Source organism: Pseudomonas sp. HR96 (genome assembly GCF_034059295.1).
Lineage (GTDB): Bacteria > Pseudomonadota > Gammaproteobacteria > Pseudomonadales > Pseudomonadaceae > Aquipseudomonas.
The window spans coordinates 196,767-211,329 of sequence record NZ_CP139141.1; the positions used below are offsets into that span (position 1 = coordinate 196,767).

The window sequence follows — 14,563 nt, forward strand, 5'->3', positions numbered from 1 at the left end:
GCTCGAATTCCACTGGGCTATGGGAGCATGCGAGCAAGCCTCAGGCCAATTCGCCACACAGGTCGAGTTCCACCAGGCGGCGCACCTCGGTATGGCTCAAGCCGGCGCCGAGCAGGGCATGCAACTTGCCGAACGCAGCTTCGCGGGTCATTCCGCCGCCAGACAGCACGCCGACGGTGCGCAGGCGGCTGCCAGCTTCATAGATATCCAGCTCGACGCCGCCTTCGTGGCATTGGGTAACGGCGACCACGACGATGTCGCGGGCCTGGGCCGATTGCAGCGCGGCGAGGAATGTCGGGTCGTCACAGGGGCCGGTGCCGCTGCCGAAACACTCCAGCACCAGGCCCTGCACACCGCTGTCGAGCATGGCCTGCAGCGGCCGAGCGCCGAAGCCTGGCACCAGCGGCAGCACGGCGACGCAGGCCGGCTGCAGGGCGCGCCGATAATGCAGTTCGGCTGGGGCTTCGACGCTGGGCTGGCCGTTGCCGTTGCGCCGCAGGCGGGCGAAGGGGTGGCGGCCGAAGCTGCGCACCTTGGCGCAGCGGGTCGGCGCCAGCAGCTCGCCGTGGAAGTACAGCTGCACGCCCGCCTGCAGCCCGCCGGCCAGCGCCCGCAGCGCTCCGTCGAGGTTTTCCCAGGCGTCGCTGTTGGCCACCCCGGCCGGCAGCATGGAGCCGGTAAACAGCACCGGGACGTTGACCCCCAGCAGTTGGAAGGCCATGGCGGCGGCGCTGTAGGCCAGGGTGTCGGTGCCGTGCAGCACCAGCACGCCGCTGCAGCCTTCGTCGTCCACCGCCTCGACGATGGCCGCGCGCAAGCGCTGCCAGTAGGCCGGGGTCATGTTGGCGCTGTCGATCAAAGGCGCCATCTCGCGCAGGCTCCACGCAAGCCCGGCATAGGTCGGCAGCTGCTCGCGCATGCGCGCCTCGAAACCCGCCGCCGGGGCCAGGCCATTGGCGCTGGCCTGCATGCCGATGGTGCCGCCGGTGTAGAGCACCTTGATGTGCGAACTCATGTGAATCTCCTGCAATCGGCCGGCGATGTCCGGGCGAACGTGGCCTGAATGAAAACGAGACTATACAAAAAACCGCGAGATAAAAAAAAAGGGCTCGGAAAGTGACTTCCGAGCCCTCAAAAGGTGAGAGGTGTCTAGTCCCTCGACCTGGTGAGCGTGTTGCCGGCGGTGCCTCGAAGGTCAGGCCTTGAGCGGCACCAGACGCGGCGCAATCATGTTTTCCGGACGCAGGATGTCATCGAGCATGGCGTCGTCGAGCAGGCGTTCCTCGCGCACCAATTCCAGTACGCCACGCCCGGTTTGCAGGGCGACGCGGGCAATCCGGGTGGCATTTTCATAGCCGATGTAGGGGTTCAGCGCAGTGACCAGGCCGATGGAGTGCTCCACCAGCTCGCGGCAGCGCTGCTCGTTGGCGGTGATGCCGACGATGCAGTGCTCGCGCAGCATGTCCATGGCCCGTTGCAGCAGGCGGATCGAGTCGAAGATTTTGTAGGCGATCAGCGGCTCCATGACGTTGAGCTGCAGCTGCCCGCCTTCGGCGGCGATGGTCAGCGCCAGGTCGTTGCCGATGATTTCAAAGGCGACCATGTTGACCGCCTCCGGAATCACCGGGTTGACCTTGCCGGGCATGATCGAGCTGCCGGGCTGGCGGGCCGGCAGGTTGATCTCGTTGATGCCGGTGCGCGGGCCGCTGGACAGCAGGCGCAGGTCGTTGCAGATCTTCGACAGCTTGACCGCGGTACGCTTGAGCATGCCGGAGAACAGCACGAAGGCGCCCATGTCCGAGGTCGCCTCGATCAGGTCAGCGGCGGGTACCAGCGGCTGGCCGCTGATGGTGGCCAGGCGCTCGACGGCCAGGTGCTGGTAGCGCGGGTCGGCGTTGATACCGGTACCGATCGCGGTGCCGCCCAGGTTGACCTCGGTCAGCAGCTCCGGCGCCAAGCTGCGCAGGCGGTTGAGATCTTCGGTCAGGGTGGTGGCGAAGGCGCGGAACTCCTGGCCCAGGGTCATGGGCACGGCGTCCTGCAGCTGGGTGCGGCCCATCTTCAGGACGTGGCTGAACTCCTCGCCCTTGGCGGCGAAGGCCTGGATCAGGCTGTCGAGGCTGGCCAGCAGCGCGTCGTGGCCCAGCAGCAGGCCGAGGCGAATGGCGGTAGGGTAGGCGTCGTTGGTCGACTGCGCCATGTTCACGTCGTTGTTCGGGTGCAGGTACTGGTATTCACCTTTCTGATGACCCATGGCTTCGAGGGCGATGTTGGCGATCACCTCGTTGGCATTCATGTTGGTCGAGGTGCCAGCACCGCCCTGGATCATGTCCACCACGAATTCGTCGTGGAAGTCGCCGCGAATCAATCGTGCACAGGCTTCGCTGATGGCCGCATGCTTGGCAGCGCCGAGGTGGCCCAGCTCGCGGTTGGCATCGGCGGCGGCCTGCTTGACCATGGCCAGGGCCACGACCAGTTTGGGGTAGTGCGAAATCGGTACGCCGGAGAGGTGGAAGTTGTTCACCGCTCGCAGGGTTTGGATGCCGTAGTAGGCGTGGGCGGGGACTTCGAGTACGCCAAGCAGGTCTTTTTCGATGCGTGATGATGCAGCGGAGGACATGATAAGGGGCTTCTCATGGTGGGCCCGGCATGCGCCGGAATGCCGCAGATAGTAGGGCTTCACGCCGATGGACGGCCAATGCTGTTGCTTGCTGGGGTATGCAGAATCGGCATAATGACGGCTGTGACCTGTTTGCTGGATCGGGCGTGTCCTACCCAGCCCCCAAAGGCTTCAACCATGAATCTTGAAAGCAAATGGCTGGAGGACTTCAGTGCCCTGGCCGCCACCCGCAGTTTCTCCCAGGCGGCCGAGCGCCGCTTCGTCACCCAGCCGGCCTTCAGCCGGCGCATCCGCAGCCTGGAAGCGGCGCTGGGGCTGACCCTGGTCAACCGCTCGCGCACGCCCATCGAGCTGACCGAAGCGGGCCAGCTGTTCCTGGTCACCGCACGCACGGTGGTCGATCAGCTGGGTGAGGTGCTGCGCCATCTGCACCATCTGGAAGGCGGGCAGGGCGAGGTCATGCAGGTGGCCGCCGCCCACTCGCTGGCGCTGGGCTTCTTCCCCGGCTGGATCGCTCAGCTGCGCAACGACGGCCTGCCCATCGCCACGCGGCTGGTGGCGACCAACGTTGGCGAGGCGGTACACGCCCTGCGCGAAGGCGGCTGCGACCTGATGCTGGCGTTCTACGATCCGGATTCGGCGATGCAGATGGACGCCGAGATCTTTCCATCCTTGCACCTGGGGCATACCGAGATGCTCCCGGTGTGCGCCGCGCACCCCGACGGCACGCCGCTGTTCGACCTCGACGCCGAAAGCAGCGTGCCGCTGCTGGCCTACAGCGCCGGGGCCTTTCTCGGTCGTTCGGTCAGCCAGCTGCTGCGCCAGCGCAGCCTGCGCTATACCACGGTGTATGAAACCGCCATGGCCGATAGCCTCAAGAGCATGGCCCTGGAGGGGCTGGGCATCGCCTGGGTGCCGCGGCTCAGCGCCAAGGCCGAGCTGGCCCGTGGCGAGCTGGTGATCTGCGGCGGCCCGCAGTGGTTCGTGCCACTGGAAATCCGCGTGTACCGCTGTGCGTTGGTGCGCAAGGCCAACGTGCGCCTGCTGTGGCGCAAGTTGACCGGAGCCCCGAGCCCGTCGGCCTGACCTGGAAGTCAATAAATCCGGGGCTTGCGCGGATTTGTCCGAAGCTTATCGGCGGTGCATTGCGCGCCGCGCTTTGCGTTATACTGCGCGGCCTTTGGCCAGTCTTGTCCGGCCTTAATTCGCATAACGAGCCATGCCGCCTGCGCGCCTGGCTCGTTATTTTTTGACGCGCCTGCGGGCGCCCGAGAGAAGAGGCACGACGATGAGTGCATTGGTTGGCGTGATCATGGGCTCCAAGTCCGATTGGTCCACCCTTAGCCACACCGCCGACACCCTGGAAAAGCTTGGTATCCCGTACGAAGTGAAAGTGGTTTCCGCTCACCGTACCCCCGACCTGCTGTTCCAGTATGCCGAGGAAGCCGAAGCGCGCGGCCTCGAAGTGATCATCGCCGGTGCCGGCGGCGCGGCGCACCTGCCTGGCATGTGCGCGGCCAAGACGCACCTGCCGGTGCTCGGAGTGCCGGTGCAGTCGTCGATGCTCTCGGGGGTCGACTCGCTGCTGTCGATCGTGCAGATGCCGGCGGGTATCCCGGTGGCCACGCTGGCCATCGGCAAGGCTGGGGCGATCAACGCCGCCTTGCTTTCGGCGAGCATCCTGGGGGCCAAGCACCCGCAGTTCCATGCCGTGCTCAAGCAGTTCCGCGCCGACCAGACAGACAGCGTGCTGGACAATCCAGACCCGCGCCAGGCCTGAGGAGCTTTCATGAAAATCGGTGTCATCGGTGGCGGCCAACTGGGCCGCATGCTGGCCTTGGCGGGAACTCCGCTGGGCATGAACTTCGCTTTCCTCGACCCGGCGCCGGACGCCTGCGCGGCCGCCCTGGGCGAGCACCTGCGGGCCGACTACGGCGATCAGGCGCACCTGCGTCAGTTGGCTGAAGAAGTCGACCTGGTAACCTTCGAGTTCGAAAGCGTACCCGCCGAGACGGTGGCCTTTCTTTCGCAGTTCGTGCCGGTATACCCCAGCGCCGAGGCGCTGCGCATCGCTCGCGACCGCTGGTTCGAAAAGAGCATGTTCAAGGACCTCGGCGTGCCCACGCCCACCTTCGCCGACATCCAGTCCCAGGCGGACCTGGACGCGGCGGTGGCCAGCATCGGCCTGCCGGCGGTGCTGAAAACCCGCACCCTGGGTTACGACGGCAAGGGCCAGAAGGTGCTGCGCAGCGCTGCCGATGTGGCCGGCACCTTTGCCGAGCTGGGCAGCGTGCCCTGCCTGCTGGAGGGCTTCGTGCCCTTCACCGGGGAAGTGTCGCTGATCGCCGTGCGTGCCCGAGACGGGGAAACCCGCTTCTACCCGCTGGTGCACAACACCCACGACAGCGGCATCCTGCGCCTGTCGATCGCCAGCACCGCGCACCCGCTGCAGGCGCTGGCCGAAGACTACGCCTCGCGCGTGCTCAAGCAGCTTGACTATGTCGGCGTGCTGGCTTTCGAATTCTTCGAAGTGGACGGTGGCCTCAAGGCCAACGAGATCGCCCCGCGCGTGCACAACTCCGGGCACTGGACCATCGAGGGTGCCGAGTGCAGCCAGTTCGAGAACCACCTGCGCGCGGTAGCGGGCCTGCCGCTGGGGTCGACTGCCAAGGTCGGCGAGAGCGCCATGCTCAACTTCATCGGCGAGGTGCCGGCGGTGGCCGATGTGATCGCGGTGGATGACTGCCATCTGCACCACTACGGCAAGGCCTTCAAGGTCGGGCGCAAGGTCGGCCACGCCACCGTGCGCAGCGCCGACATGGCCAGCCTCGAGCGCCAGGTGGCCAAGGTCCAGGCGCTGATCAAGGCCTGATGGAACCAATGACGGCCGTCGAACCTCTGAATGCTGTGTGCCAGAGCACTCCCGATGGGTGTGCTAAGGTTTGGGAACTTATCAGAGGGAATTCGGCATGGGCATCATTGGAACCATTTTCATCGGCTTGATCGTCGGCTTGCTGGCTCGTTTCCTCAAGCCGGGTGACGACAGCATGGGCTGGATCATGACCATCGTGCTCGGCATCGCCGGCTCCATCGCTGCCACCTATGGTGGCCAGGCGCTGGGCATTTACCAGGCGGGCGAGGGTGCTGGCTTCCTCGGTGCGCTGGTAGGCGCGATCGTGCTGCTGGTGATCTACAGCCTGATCACCAAGCGCTCGTCCTGATCGCTTGAAAGCGGCCCTGCACGTTGCGCACGTGCAGGGCTACAATGCTCGACTTCCTTGCTGTCGAGCCGCTCACGATGCGTTGCGCGTTACTGCTTACCCTCCTTCTTTGCAGCAGCCTGGCACAAGCCCAGTTGCCCGAGACCGACTGGCTCGAGCTGATGCCCACGTCCGACCAGAAAGCCCTGGAGGACATGCCGGAAATCGATCACAACTCCCCCGAAGCCAAAGGCACCTTTACAAACAAGGGTGGGCTCAAGCAGGCCAAGGGTTTGCCGGCGGTGATGTACTCGACCAAGACCGTACCGGCCATGAACGGCCGCGATGTGCGCCTGGGCGGTTACCCGGTGCCGTTGGAAACTGACGCCAAGGGCCGCAGCACGCTGTTCTTCCTGGTGCCATACCCCGGCGCATGCATCCACGTGCCGCCCCCGCCGCCCAACCAGATGGTGCTGGTGCGGTATCCCAAAGGCCTGAAGCTGGGCGATATCTACAACCCGCTGTGGGTCACCGGGCATCTGAAGATCGAAAAGGTCAGCAATGACCTGGCCGATGCGGCATATGCGCTGGATGCGGCGAGTGTGCGAGAGGTAAAGGAAGAGGATCTGTAAGACAGGTCGAAAGGCTCGGGGCTCAGCTCCCGAGCTTTTCACGTCCCGAGCTTCTCAAGTGGTGTTACAGCGCTTCGCTGTCGATGGTCACTGACATCGTGTGGCGCTCACCCGGCGCCAGGGTCACTACGTCGTCCAGCACGTTGGCTGTCTCGATGCACAGCATGCGCTGCCAGCCGTCGTCGGCCATGTCGGCCAGGGCCGCTGCACGCTCGGTCCAGGGATTCCAGACGATGGTGTTGTTCGAGCCGCTGCTGACCAGGCGAATGCGCCGCTTCCAGTTCTGGTCGACGATGCTCAGCTCGCTCGGCGTATTCAGGTAGATGCGATCGGTTTCGCGCTCGAACTTGATGTCGCCGCTCTGGTTCAACTGGTCCCAGTCTGGCGTGGTGGTGTCGTGGTAGCTCAGGCCGGCGAAGCCCTGGGCGCTGACCTGGTGGATATCGCTCACGGCGAAGTAACTGTGCAGCGCCTGGGACAGGCTGACTGGGTGATCGTCGAGGTTCTGGCTGGTCAGGCTGATATGCAGTTGCTGGTCCAGCACGATGGTCATGGTCACCGAGACCTTGTGCGGCCAGCCGGGCAGGGTGCCCTCTTCGGCTTGCGGCACGTCGAACGACAGGCTCACCCGACCTTCGCTCTGATCTTCAATGCCCAGCAACCGCCAGTTGATCGCACGGACCAGGCCGTGGGGGCCGGCCTCGTCGCGGTTGCCAGTGCGCATAGCCTGCACCGGCTCCGGGTTGCGCTTGAACACGCCGAACCACGGCCAGCACACCGGAACGCCTGCGCGTGCCGCCTTGCCGGTAATGAAGTTGGCGTGTTCGTTGAGCCAGATCAGCGGGGTTTCGCTATCGCGCTGGTAGCTGAGCACCTGGGCGCCTTGCTGGGTCACCAGCAGCTCATCCTTGCCGACGGTGACGCGCCAGCAGTTCAGCTCACCCAGTTTGACCGATTCGACTTGAGAGTTGGACATGCGCTGCTCGCTTCTGAACGTTGATCATGGTGGGAAGTTGACCGCGCGCCCGCCGCACAGTTTCTGCACCCGCCGGCTTTCAGCGGCGCGGCGGCACCGAGCGGGTGCGCCCGCTGCCGTCGATGGCAACGAAGACGAAGGCGGCCTCGGTGACTTTACGCCATTCGCTGGACAGCGGGTCGTCGCTCCACACCTCGACCATCATCTGGATCGAGCTGCGGCCGATCTCCAGGGTCTGGGTATAGAACGACAGTTGCGCGCCGACCGGCACCGGCACCAGAAAAGCCATGCGGTCGATGGCCACGGTGGCCACGCGTCCGCCGGCGACCTTGCTGGCCATGGCGGTGCCGGCAAGGTCCATCTGCGCCACCAGCCAGCCGCCGAAAATATCGCCGAAGCCGTTGGTTTCGCGGGGCAATGCAGTGATCTGCAGGGCCAGGTCGCCCTGTGGGATAGGGTCTTCTTGCTCGAGTTCAATCATGCCGGGGGTGCCTCTGGCCCGTGACGCCAGGTCGGTGGGCGCACTGTCGGAAATGTCCTTGGATTCCCGAGTATATAGAGGGCAATCGTTGCATACGACCATTGAGTCGCGAAAATGACCCCCGATCGGCGCGAACACTGTGCTTTTTCGAGCAATTTGCTATCTTGCCGGACCTGCCAAGCCGCACGCAGCGGTATTGCGCCCTTCCCGGGGCCGCTCGCTGCCGATTCATGTGAGAGAAACGTGCAATGACCTCTGTGCATTCGGGTGCCGCGCCCTCGTCGCGTCCGCTGACCCGCAACGATTACAAGACCTTGTCGCTGTCGGCTTTGGGCGGCGCGCTGGAGTTCTACGACTTCGTCATCTTCGTATTCTTCGCTGCCGTGGTCGGCAAGCTGTTCTTCCCGGCCGACATGCCTGAATGGCTGCGCCTGATGCAGACCTTCGGCATCTTCGCCGCCGGCTACCTGGCGCGGCCGCTGGGCGGCATCGTCATCGCCCACTTCGGCGACATGCTGGGACGCAAGAAAATGTTCACCCTGAGCATTTTCATGATGGCCGTGCCGACGCTGATCATGGGCCTGCTGCCGACCTACGCGCAGATCGGCCTGTGGGCCCCGCTGCTGCTGTTGCTGATGCGGGTCATCCAGGGCGCCGCCATCGGTGGTGAAGTGCCTGGCGCCTGGGTGTTCGTCTCCGAGCACGTGCCCGAGCGGCACATCGGCTATGCCTGCGGGACGCTGACCTGCGGCCTGACCACCGGCATTCTGTTCGGCTCGCTGATGGCCACGCTGATCAACAGCATCTATACCCCGGCCGAGGTCGCCGACTTCGCCTGGCGCATCCCCTTCCTCATGGGCGGGGTGTTCGGCCTGGCCTCGGTGTACCTGCGCCGCTGGCTGCACGAAACGCCGATCTTCGCCGAACTGCAGCAGCGCAAGGCACTGGCAGCGGAAATTCCCCTGCGCACCATCCTGCGCGAGCACCGCGGCGCCATCGTGCTGTCGATGCTGCTGACCTGGATGCTCTCGGCAGGCGTGGTGGTGGTGATCCTGATGACCCCGACCCTGCTGCAGACCCTCTACGGTTTCAGCCCGGCCACCGCGCTGCAGGCCAACAGCCTGGCCATCGTCTTCCTGAGCCTGGGCTGCATCGGCGCCGGTTCGCTGGCCGACCGCTTCGGCGCCGGGTGGGTGTTCAGCCTCGGCAGCGTGGCCCTGCTGGTCAGCTCGTGGGCCCTGTACCACAGCCTGCATGAACACCCCGAGTGGCTGTTCCCTTTATATGGCCTGACCGGCCTGTGCGTCGGCGTGATCGGTGCGGTGCCCTATGTGATGGTCAAGGCCTTCCCGCCCCGAGTGCGCTTCACCGGGCTGTCGTTCTCCTACAACCTGGCCTATGCGATCTTTGGCGGCCTGACGCCGATGGCGGTCACCGCCCTGCTCAAGAACAATCCGATGGGGGCTTCGTGGTACGTGGCGGGCATCTGTCTGATGGGCCTGGCGTTGGGCTTGTACCTGCGGGTGCGTCGGCGCTGAACCGTCACATGGCTGTCATATTCCTTACATAGAGTGTTCATCCGAATTGTGCCTTCTGGCCGCAATAGACTCGACACCCGATGCCAGGAGCATGCATGAAGTTCAAGCGTTTGATCGCAGCCATGTCCCTGCTGCTGGCCGGGGCGGGCGTTGGCCCGGCAATGGCCGCCGTCGACCCGGCGATGGTCGCCTACAGCAAGACTACTGGCGTGTCGGGCAACCTGTCCAGTGTCGGCTCCGACACCCTGGCCAACCTGATGACGCTCTGGGCCGAGGCTTTCAAGCGCCAGTACCCCAACGTCAACATCCAGATCCAGGCGGCCGGCTCGGCCACCGCCCCGCCGGCCCTGACCGAAGGCACCTCCAACCTGGGGCCGATGAGCCGCAGGATGAAGGACACCGAACTGTCGACATTCGAGCAGCGCTACGGCTACAAGCCCACCGCCATCCCGGTGGCCGTGGACGCCCTGGCGGTGTTCGTGCACAAGGACAACCCCATCGAGCACCTGTCCATCGAGCAGCTTGACGCAATCTTCTCCGTCACCCGCCTGTGCGGCGCGCGCAACGACGTCAAGACCTGGGGCGACCTGGGTGTCGAAGGCGACCTGGCCAGTCAGCCGGTCCAGCTGTTCGGGCGCAACTCGGTGTCGGGCACCTACGGCTATTTCAAGGAAGAAGCACTGTGCAAGGGCGACTACAAGCCCAACGTCAACGAGCAGCCCGGCTCGGCCTCGGTGGTGCAGTCGATCAGCAATTCGCTCAATGGCATCGGCTATTCGGGCATCGGCTACAAGACCGCCAGCGTCAAGACCGTGCCGTTGGCGAAGAAGGGCGGCAGCGGTGAATACATCGAGGACACCGAGCATAACGCCCTGAGCGGCAAGTACCCGCTGGCCCGCTACCTGTACATCTACGTGAACAAGGCGCCCAATACCCCGCTGGCGCCACTGGAGGCCGAGTTCGTCAAGCTGGTACTGTCTCGCGAAGGTCAGGAAGTGGTGACCAAGGACAATTACATCCCGCTGCCGGCAGAGGTGGTGGGCAAGGTCAGGGCTGATCTGGGCCTGTAAAGGTGCAGTCTTTTTTCTGTCATACGGGATCGCTAGTTTGTGCGCATGAACGACCTCTCACAGCTGCCTGAGTCAAGCCATCCGGCGCCGCGGCGGATCGACTTCAACACGCCGTACCTGCAACGCAAGCGGCGGCTGCGCGCACTCAAGGACCGTCTGACCCGCTGGACCGTGCTGGTGGGCGGCTTCGCCGTGCTGGCGGCGATCACCCTGATCTTCTTCTTTCTCGGCTATGTAGTGCTGCCGCTCTTCAAGGGCGCCAGCCTCAGCGCCGAACCTGCCCTGCAGCCGGCGTGGCTGCAACAGGCGGGCCAGCCGCTGCTGCTGGCGATCGAGGAGCAGAACCAGGTCGGCCTGCGCCTCTCCGACCAGGGCCAGGCGACCTTCTTCAGCCTCGACGACGGGGCTGCCCTGTTGCAGGTCAAGCTGCCGTTGCCGGCAGGCGTCAGCGTAGCCTCGGTGGGGCGCGACCAGCCGGCCAGCGCGCTGTTTATCGTCGGCCTGTCCAATGGCCAGGCCCTGGTGCTGCGCCACAGCTACAAGATCAGCTACCCGGCAGGGCACAAGACCATCACCCCACAGCTCGACTACCCCTACGGCCGCGAGCCGCTGCTGCTGGACCCCCAAGGCCGCCCGCTGGAGCATGTCAGCCTGGGTGCGGCGGACGAGCAGCTGATCGTCGCCGGTTCTACCGGGCCGCAGTTGCACGTCCTGGCCCTGGGCCACGCCGCCGACCCGCTCGGCAACGACAGCCGCCTGACCCAGACCCGCATCGCATTGCCGCAGATGACCGAGCGGGTCAAGGCGATCTTCATCGACCCGCGCCAGCAGTGGCTGTACGTGGTCAACGGCCGCGCCCAGGCCGACGTCTTCAGCCTGCGCGACCGCAGCCTCAACGGCCGCTACCGGCTGAGCGAGGACGCCAGCACCGAGATCACCGCCAGCGCCCAGCTGGTGGGTGGCATTTCGCTGATCTTCGGCGACTCCAAGGGCGGCCTGACACAATGGTTCATGGCCCGCGACGGCGACGGCGAGCTGCGCCTCAAGCCGATCCGCAGTTTCCGCCTGGGCCAGGCGGCAATCACCGAGATTACCGCCGAGCAGCGCCGCAAGGGCTTTCTGGCGCTGGACGCCGACGGTTGGCTGGGGGTGTTCCACAGCACCGCGCATCGCACCCTGCTGGTCGAGCCGGTGGCCCATGGCCCGGCGCTGTTCGGCCTGTCGCCACGGGCCAACCGCGTGCTGGTGGAGGCGGGCGGCCAGTTGCGGCCGATGGCCCTGGACAACCCGCACCCGGAGGTGTCCTGGAGCGCGCTGTGGCAGAAAACCTGGTACGAGAGCTACGACGCGCCCGGCTATGTCTGGCAGTCGACGGCCGCCAATTCCGATTTCGAACCCAAGCTGAGCCTCGCGCCGCTGACCTTCGGCACGCTCAAGGCGGCGTTCTACGCCATGCTGCTGGCCGCGCCGCTGGCGGTCGCCGCTGCCATCTACACCGCTTATTTCATGGCCCCGGGCATGCGCCGCAAGGTCAAGCCGGTGATCGAGCTGATGGAGGCCATGCCCACGGTGATCCTCGGCTTCTTCGCCGGCCTGCTCCTGGCGCCTTACGTGGAAGGCCACTTGCCGGGCATTTTCAGCCTGCTGCTGCTCATCCCGCTGGGCATCCTGACGGCGGGCTTCGGCTGGAGCCGCCTGCCGGAACGCTGGCGCCTGCGCGTGCCCGACGGCGCCGAGGCGGCGATCCTGCTGCCGGTGATCCTGCTGGTCGGGGCCTTGGCCCTGGCCGTCAGCCCGTACCTGGAAAGCTGGTGGTTCGGCGGCGACATGCGCCTGTGGCTCAGCCATGACCTGGGCATCGGCTACGACCAGCGCAACGCCCTGGTGGTGGGCCTGGCCATGGGTTTCGCAGTGATCCCGAACATCTTCTCGATTGCCGAGGACGCCGTGTTCAGCGTGCCGCGCAGCCTGACCCTGGGCTCCCTGGCGCTGGGCGCCACGGCCTGGCAGACCCTGACCCGGGTGGTGATCCTGACCGCCAGCCCGGGCATCTTCTCGGCGCTGATGATCGGCCTCGGGCGGGCGGTGGGTGAGACCATGATCGTGTTGATGGCCACCGGCAACACGCCGATCATGGACATGAACCTGTTCGAAGGCCTGCGCACCCTGGCGGCCAACGTGGCGGTGGAGATGCCGGAGTCGGAAGTCGGCGGCAGCCACTATCGCGTGCTGTTCCTCTCGGCGCTGGTGCTGCTGTTGTTCACTTTCGTCATGAACACCGCCGCCGAGCTGATCCGCCAGCGCCTGCGCAACCGGTATTCATCGCTGTGAGTGCGGCCCCGGTGGTGAGGCGCAATGCCCTGACCCGCTGGTGTCGTAGCGGCGCGCCTGGTATCTGGCTGAGCGCCGGCGCGGTGGCGATCGCAGTCATCATGACCATCGGCCTGCTGGCGGTGATCGCCGTGCGCGGCCTGGGGCATTTCTGGCCGGCGGACCTGGTCCAGGGGGTCTACACCGTGCCCGGCCAGCCTGGCCAGGCGCTGATCGGCGAGGTGGTCGAACAGGAACAGGTGCCGCGCGAGCGCCTCAAGAGCCTCGGCCTGCCGGTGGCGGCGGGGGGCGGCGAGTTCATGACCCGCGAGCTGATCAAGGTCGGCAACCGCGAGCTCAACGGCAACGATTTCGTATGGATCGTCGGCGAATGGTTCAAGCCCCAGGCCGCCCCGACCCTGCTCACGGTACAGCGCCGGGAGTGGGGCAACTTCTACGGCACCCTGGTCGACCTCAAGGAGGGCGGGCAGGTGATCGCCAGCGGGCAGCAGGCCTGGCCGCTGCTGCAGGCGCGTATCGACCGCGTGCAGGGGCTGGCGGCGCAGTTGCAGGAGCTGGAGAAAAAGGACATCGGCCGTATCAACGCCGGCCTCGAGCGCCTGCGCCTGCAGGGGCGCAAGCTGCAACTGGCCGGTCGTCTGGACGCCACCGCCCAGGCCGACCTCGACGCCAGGGCCGGTGAGCTCAAGGGCCAATACCAGGCCATCGAGGCGCAATTGGCCGACCTCCACGCCCAGATCGACCGCGACAGCCTGACCGTGCGGGATGCCAGCGGCCGCGACAGCGAGATCGCCCTGGGCAAGGTGGTGCATGCCTACCCGCCCAACGCCATGGGCGTGTGGACCAAGCTGGTGCGCTATTTCCAGAACATCTGGGAGTTCCTCAGCGAGGACCCCCGCGAAGCCAATACCGAAGGCGGCATCTTCCCGGCCATTTTCGGCACGGTAATGATGACCCTGATCATGGCCATGATCGTCACCCCGTTCGGCGTGCTGGCGGCGGTCTACCTGCGTGAATACGCGCGCCAGGGGCTGGTCACGCGGCTGATCCGCATCGCCGTGAACAACCTCGCCGGGGTGCCGTCGATCGTCTACGGCGTGTTCGGCCTGGGCTTCTTCGTCTACGTGCTGGGCGGCTCGCTCGACCGGCTGTTCTTCGCCGAGTCGCTGCCGGCTCCGACCTTCGGCACCCCGGGGCTGCTCTGGGCTTCATTGACCTTGGCGCTGCTTGCCGTGCCGGTGGTGATCGTCGCCACCGAGGAAGGCCTGGCGCGCATTCCGCTGTCGCTGCGCGAAGGCTCCCTGGCCCTCGGCGCGACCCAGGCCGAGACGCTGTGGAAGATCGTCCTGCCGATGGCCAGCCCGGCCATGCTCACCGGCATGATCCTGGCCGTGGCCCGCGCCGCTGGCGAGGTCGCACCGCTGATGCTGGTGGGCGTGGTGAAGATGGCGCCGTCGCTGCCGGTGGACGGCAACTATCCTTACCTGCACCTGGACCAGAAGATCATGCACCTGGGCTTTCACATCTACGATGTCGGCTTCCAGAGCCCCAACGTCGAGGCCGCGCGGCCGCTGGTGTATGCCACCGCCTTGTTGCTGGTGCTGGTGATCGCCCTGCTCAACCTGTCGGCGGTGGCCTTGCGCAATCACCTGCGCGAAAAGTACCAGACCCTGGAGATTTGATGTCCATTGCCCTGACCTGCATTCGCTCCCAAG

Annotated in this window: 13 protein-coding genes; 9 read left to right on the forward strand and 4 right to left on the reverse strand. The window is 65.7% G+C overall.

The annotated features are described in order from the left end of the window. Positions 1-40 precede the first annotated feature (40 nt). Positions 41-1,015 carry an asparaginase gene (locus SFA35_RS00915; RefSeq protein WP_320574215.1) on the reverse strand — a complete coding sequence of 325 codons (975 nt, stop codon included), beginning with the start codon at positions 1,013-1,015 and terminating at the stop codon, positions 41-43. A 180-nt stretch (positions 1,016-1,195) separates the two neighbouring features. Then, positions 1,196-2,620: an aspartate ammonia-lyase gene (gene aspA, locus SFA35_RS00920; protein WP_320574217.1), complete on the reverse strand. Its 1,425-nt coding sequence runs from the start codon at positions 2,618-2,620 to the stop codon at positions 1,196-1,198. Positions 2,621-2,797: 177 nt separating this feature from the next. Here aspA and SFA35_RS00925 point away from each other — a divergent pair, with 177 nt between their 5' ends. The 5 genes from SFA35_RS00925 (at position 2,798) to SFA35_RS00945 (ending at position 6,452) form a co-directional block, all read left to right on the forward strand. Further along, positions 2,798-3,706, forward strand: coding sequence for a LysR substrate-binding domain-containing protein (locus SFA35_RS00925; RefSeq protein ID WP_320574219.1), 909 nt, complete (start codon positions 2,798-2,800; stop codon positions 3,704-3,706). 202 nt (positions 3,707-3,908) lie between these two features. Next, complete coding sequence (purE, locus tag SFA35_RS00930; protein WP_213877996.1) at positions 3,909-4,400, forward strand: 5-(carboxyamino)imidazole ribonucleotide mutase; 492 nt, start codon at positions 3,909-3,911, stop codon at positions 4,398-4,400. Positions 4,401-4,409: 9 nt separating this feature from the next. Continuing rightward, a complete protein-coding gene (locus SFA35_RS00935; RefSeq protein WP_320574223.1) occupies positions 4,410-5,492 on the forward strand; it encodes a 5-(carboxyamino)imidazole ribonucleotide synthase in 1,083 nt (360 codons plus the stop codon). Between the two features lie 97 nt (positions 5,493-5,589). Next, positions 5,590-5,841 (forward strand): GlsB/YeaQ/YmgE family stress response membrane protein, encoded by a 252-nt coding sequence (locus SFA35_RS00940; protein WP_320574225.1) that lies wholly within the window; start codon positions 5,590-5,592, stop codon positions 5,839-5,841. A 77-nt stretch (positions 5,842-5,918) separates the two neighbouring features. After that, positions 5,919-6,452 (forward strand): DUF3299 domain-containing protein, encoded by a 534-nt coding sequence (locus tag SFA35_RS00945; RefSeq protein WP_320579239.1) that lies wholly within the window; start codon positions 5,919-5,921, stop codon positions 6,450-6,452. A 64-nt stretch (positions 6,453-6,516) separates the two neighbouring features. On the opposite strand, the gene SFA35_RS00950 is transcribed toward SFA35_RS00945, so the two are convergent. Both SFA35_RS00950 and SFA35_RS00955 read right to left on the reverse strand, forming a co-directional pair. Further along, positions 6,517-7,428: a D-hexose-6-phosphate mutarotase gene (locus SFA35_RS00950; RefSeq protein ID WP_320574227.1), complete on the reverse strand. Its 912-nt coding sequence runs from the start codon at positions 7,426-7,428 to the stop codon at positions 6,517-6,519. Positions 7,429-7,507: 79 nt separating this feature from the next. Continuing rightward, positions 7,508-7,909, reverse strand: a complete 402-nt coding sequence (locus SFA35_RS00955; RefSeq protein ID WP_320574229.1) for an acyl-CoA thioesterase — start codon at positions 7,907-7,909, stop codon at positions 7,508-7,510. A gap of 248 nt (positions 7,910-8,157) precedes the next feature. Here SFA35_RS00955 and SFA35_RS00960 point away from each other — a divergent pair, with 248 nt between their 5' ends. The 4 genes from SFA35_RS00960 (at position 8,158) to pstA (ending at position 14,530) form a co-directional block, all read left to right on the forward strand. Further along, on the forward strand, positions 8,158-9,447 hold the full coding sequence (locus SFA35_RS00960; RefSeq protein ID WP_320574231.1) for an MFS transporter: 1,290 nt from the start codon (positions 8,158-8,160) through the stop codon (positions 9,445-9,447). A 95-nt stretch (positions 9,448-9,542) separates the two neighbouring features. Continuing rightward, positions 9,543-10,517: a phosphate ABC transporter substrate-binding protein PstS family protein gene (locus SFA35_RS00965; RefSeq protein WP_320574233.1), complete on the forward strand. Its 975-nt coding sequence runs from the start codon at positions 9,543-9,545 to the stop codon at positions 10,515-10,517. Between the two features lie 45 nt (positions 10,518-10,562). Next, positions 10,563-12,848, forward strand: a complete 2,286-nt coding sequence (locus SFA35_RS00970) for an ABC transporter permease subunit (RefSeq protein ID WP_320574235.1) — start codon at positions 10,563-10,565, stop codon at positions 12,846-12,848. Positions 12,849-12,862: 14 nt separating this feature from the next. After that, positions 12,863-14,530, forward strand: a complete 1,668-nt coding sequence (pstA, locus tag SFA35_RS00975; protein ID WP_320579240.1) for a phosphate ABC transporter permease PstA — start codon at positions 12,863-12,865, stop codon at positions 14,528-14,530. Positions 14,531-14,563: the final 33 nt, after the last annotated feature.

Bases quoted from the DNA above. Each gene is read 5' to 3' on its own strand.
- SFA35_RS00965 (WP_320574233.1), top strand. From the start codon at position 9,543: ATGAAGTTCAAGCGTTTGATCGCAGCCATGTCCCTGCTGCTGGCCGGG.
- aspA (WP_320574217.1), bottom strand. From the start codon at position 2,620: ATGTCCTCCGCTGCATCATCACGCATCGAAAAAGACCTGCTTGGCGTA.
- SFA35_RS00960 (WP_320574231.1), top strand. From the start codon at position 8,158: ATGACCTCTGTGCATTCGGGTGCCGCGCCCTCGTCGCGTCCGCTGACC.
- SFA35_RS00940 (WP_320574225.1), top strand. From the start codon at position 5,590: ATGGGCATCATTGGAACCATTTTCATCGGCTTGATCGTCGGCTTGCTG.
- SFA35_RS00925 (WP_320574219.1), top strand. From the start codon at position 2,798: ATGAATCTTGAAAGCAAATGGCTGGAGGACTTCAGTGCCCTGGCCGCC.
- purE (WP_213877996.1), top strand. From the start codon at position 3,909: ATGAGTGCATTGGTTGGCGTGATCATGGGCTCCAAGTCCGATTGGTCC.
- SFA35_RS00970 (WP_320574235.1), top strand. From the start codon at position 10,563: ATGAACGACCTCTCACAGCTGCCTGAGTCAAGCCATCCGGCGCCGCGG.
- SFA35_RS00945 (WP_320579239.1), top strand. From the start codon at position 5,919: ATGCGTTGCGCGTTACTGCTTACCCTCCTTCTTTGCAGCAGCCTGGCA.
- SFA35_RS00935 (WP_320574223.1), top strand. From the start codon at position 4,410: ATGAAAATCGGTGTCATCGGTGGCGGCCAACTGGGCCGCATGCTGGCC.
- SFA35_RS00915 (WP_320574215.1), bottom strand. From the start codon at position 1,015: ATGAGTTCGCACATCAAGGTGCTCTACACCGGCGGCACCATCGGCATG.
- SFA35_RS00955 (WP_320574229.1), bottom strand. From the start codon at position 7,909: ATGATTGAACTCGAGCAAGAAGACCCTATCCCACAGGGCGACCTGGCC.
- SFA35_RS00950 (WP_320574227.1), bottom strand. From the start codon at position 7,428: ATGTCCAACTCTCAAGTCGAATCGGTCAAACTGGGTGAGCTGAACTGC.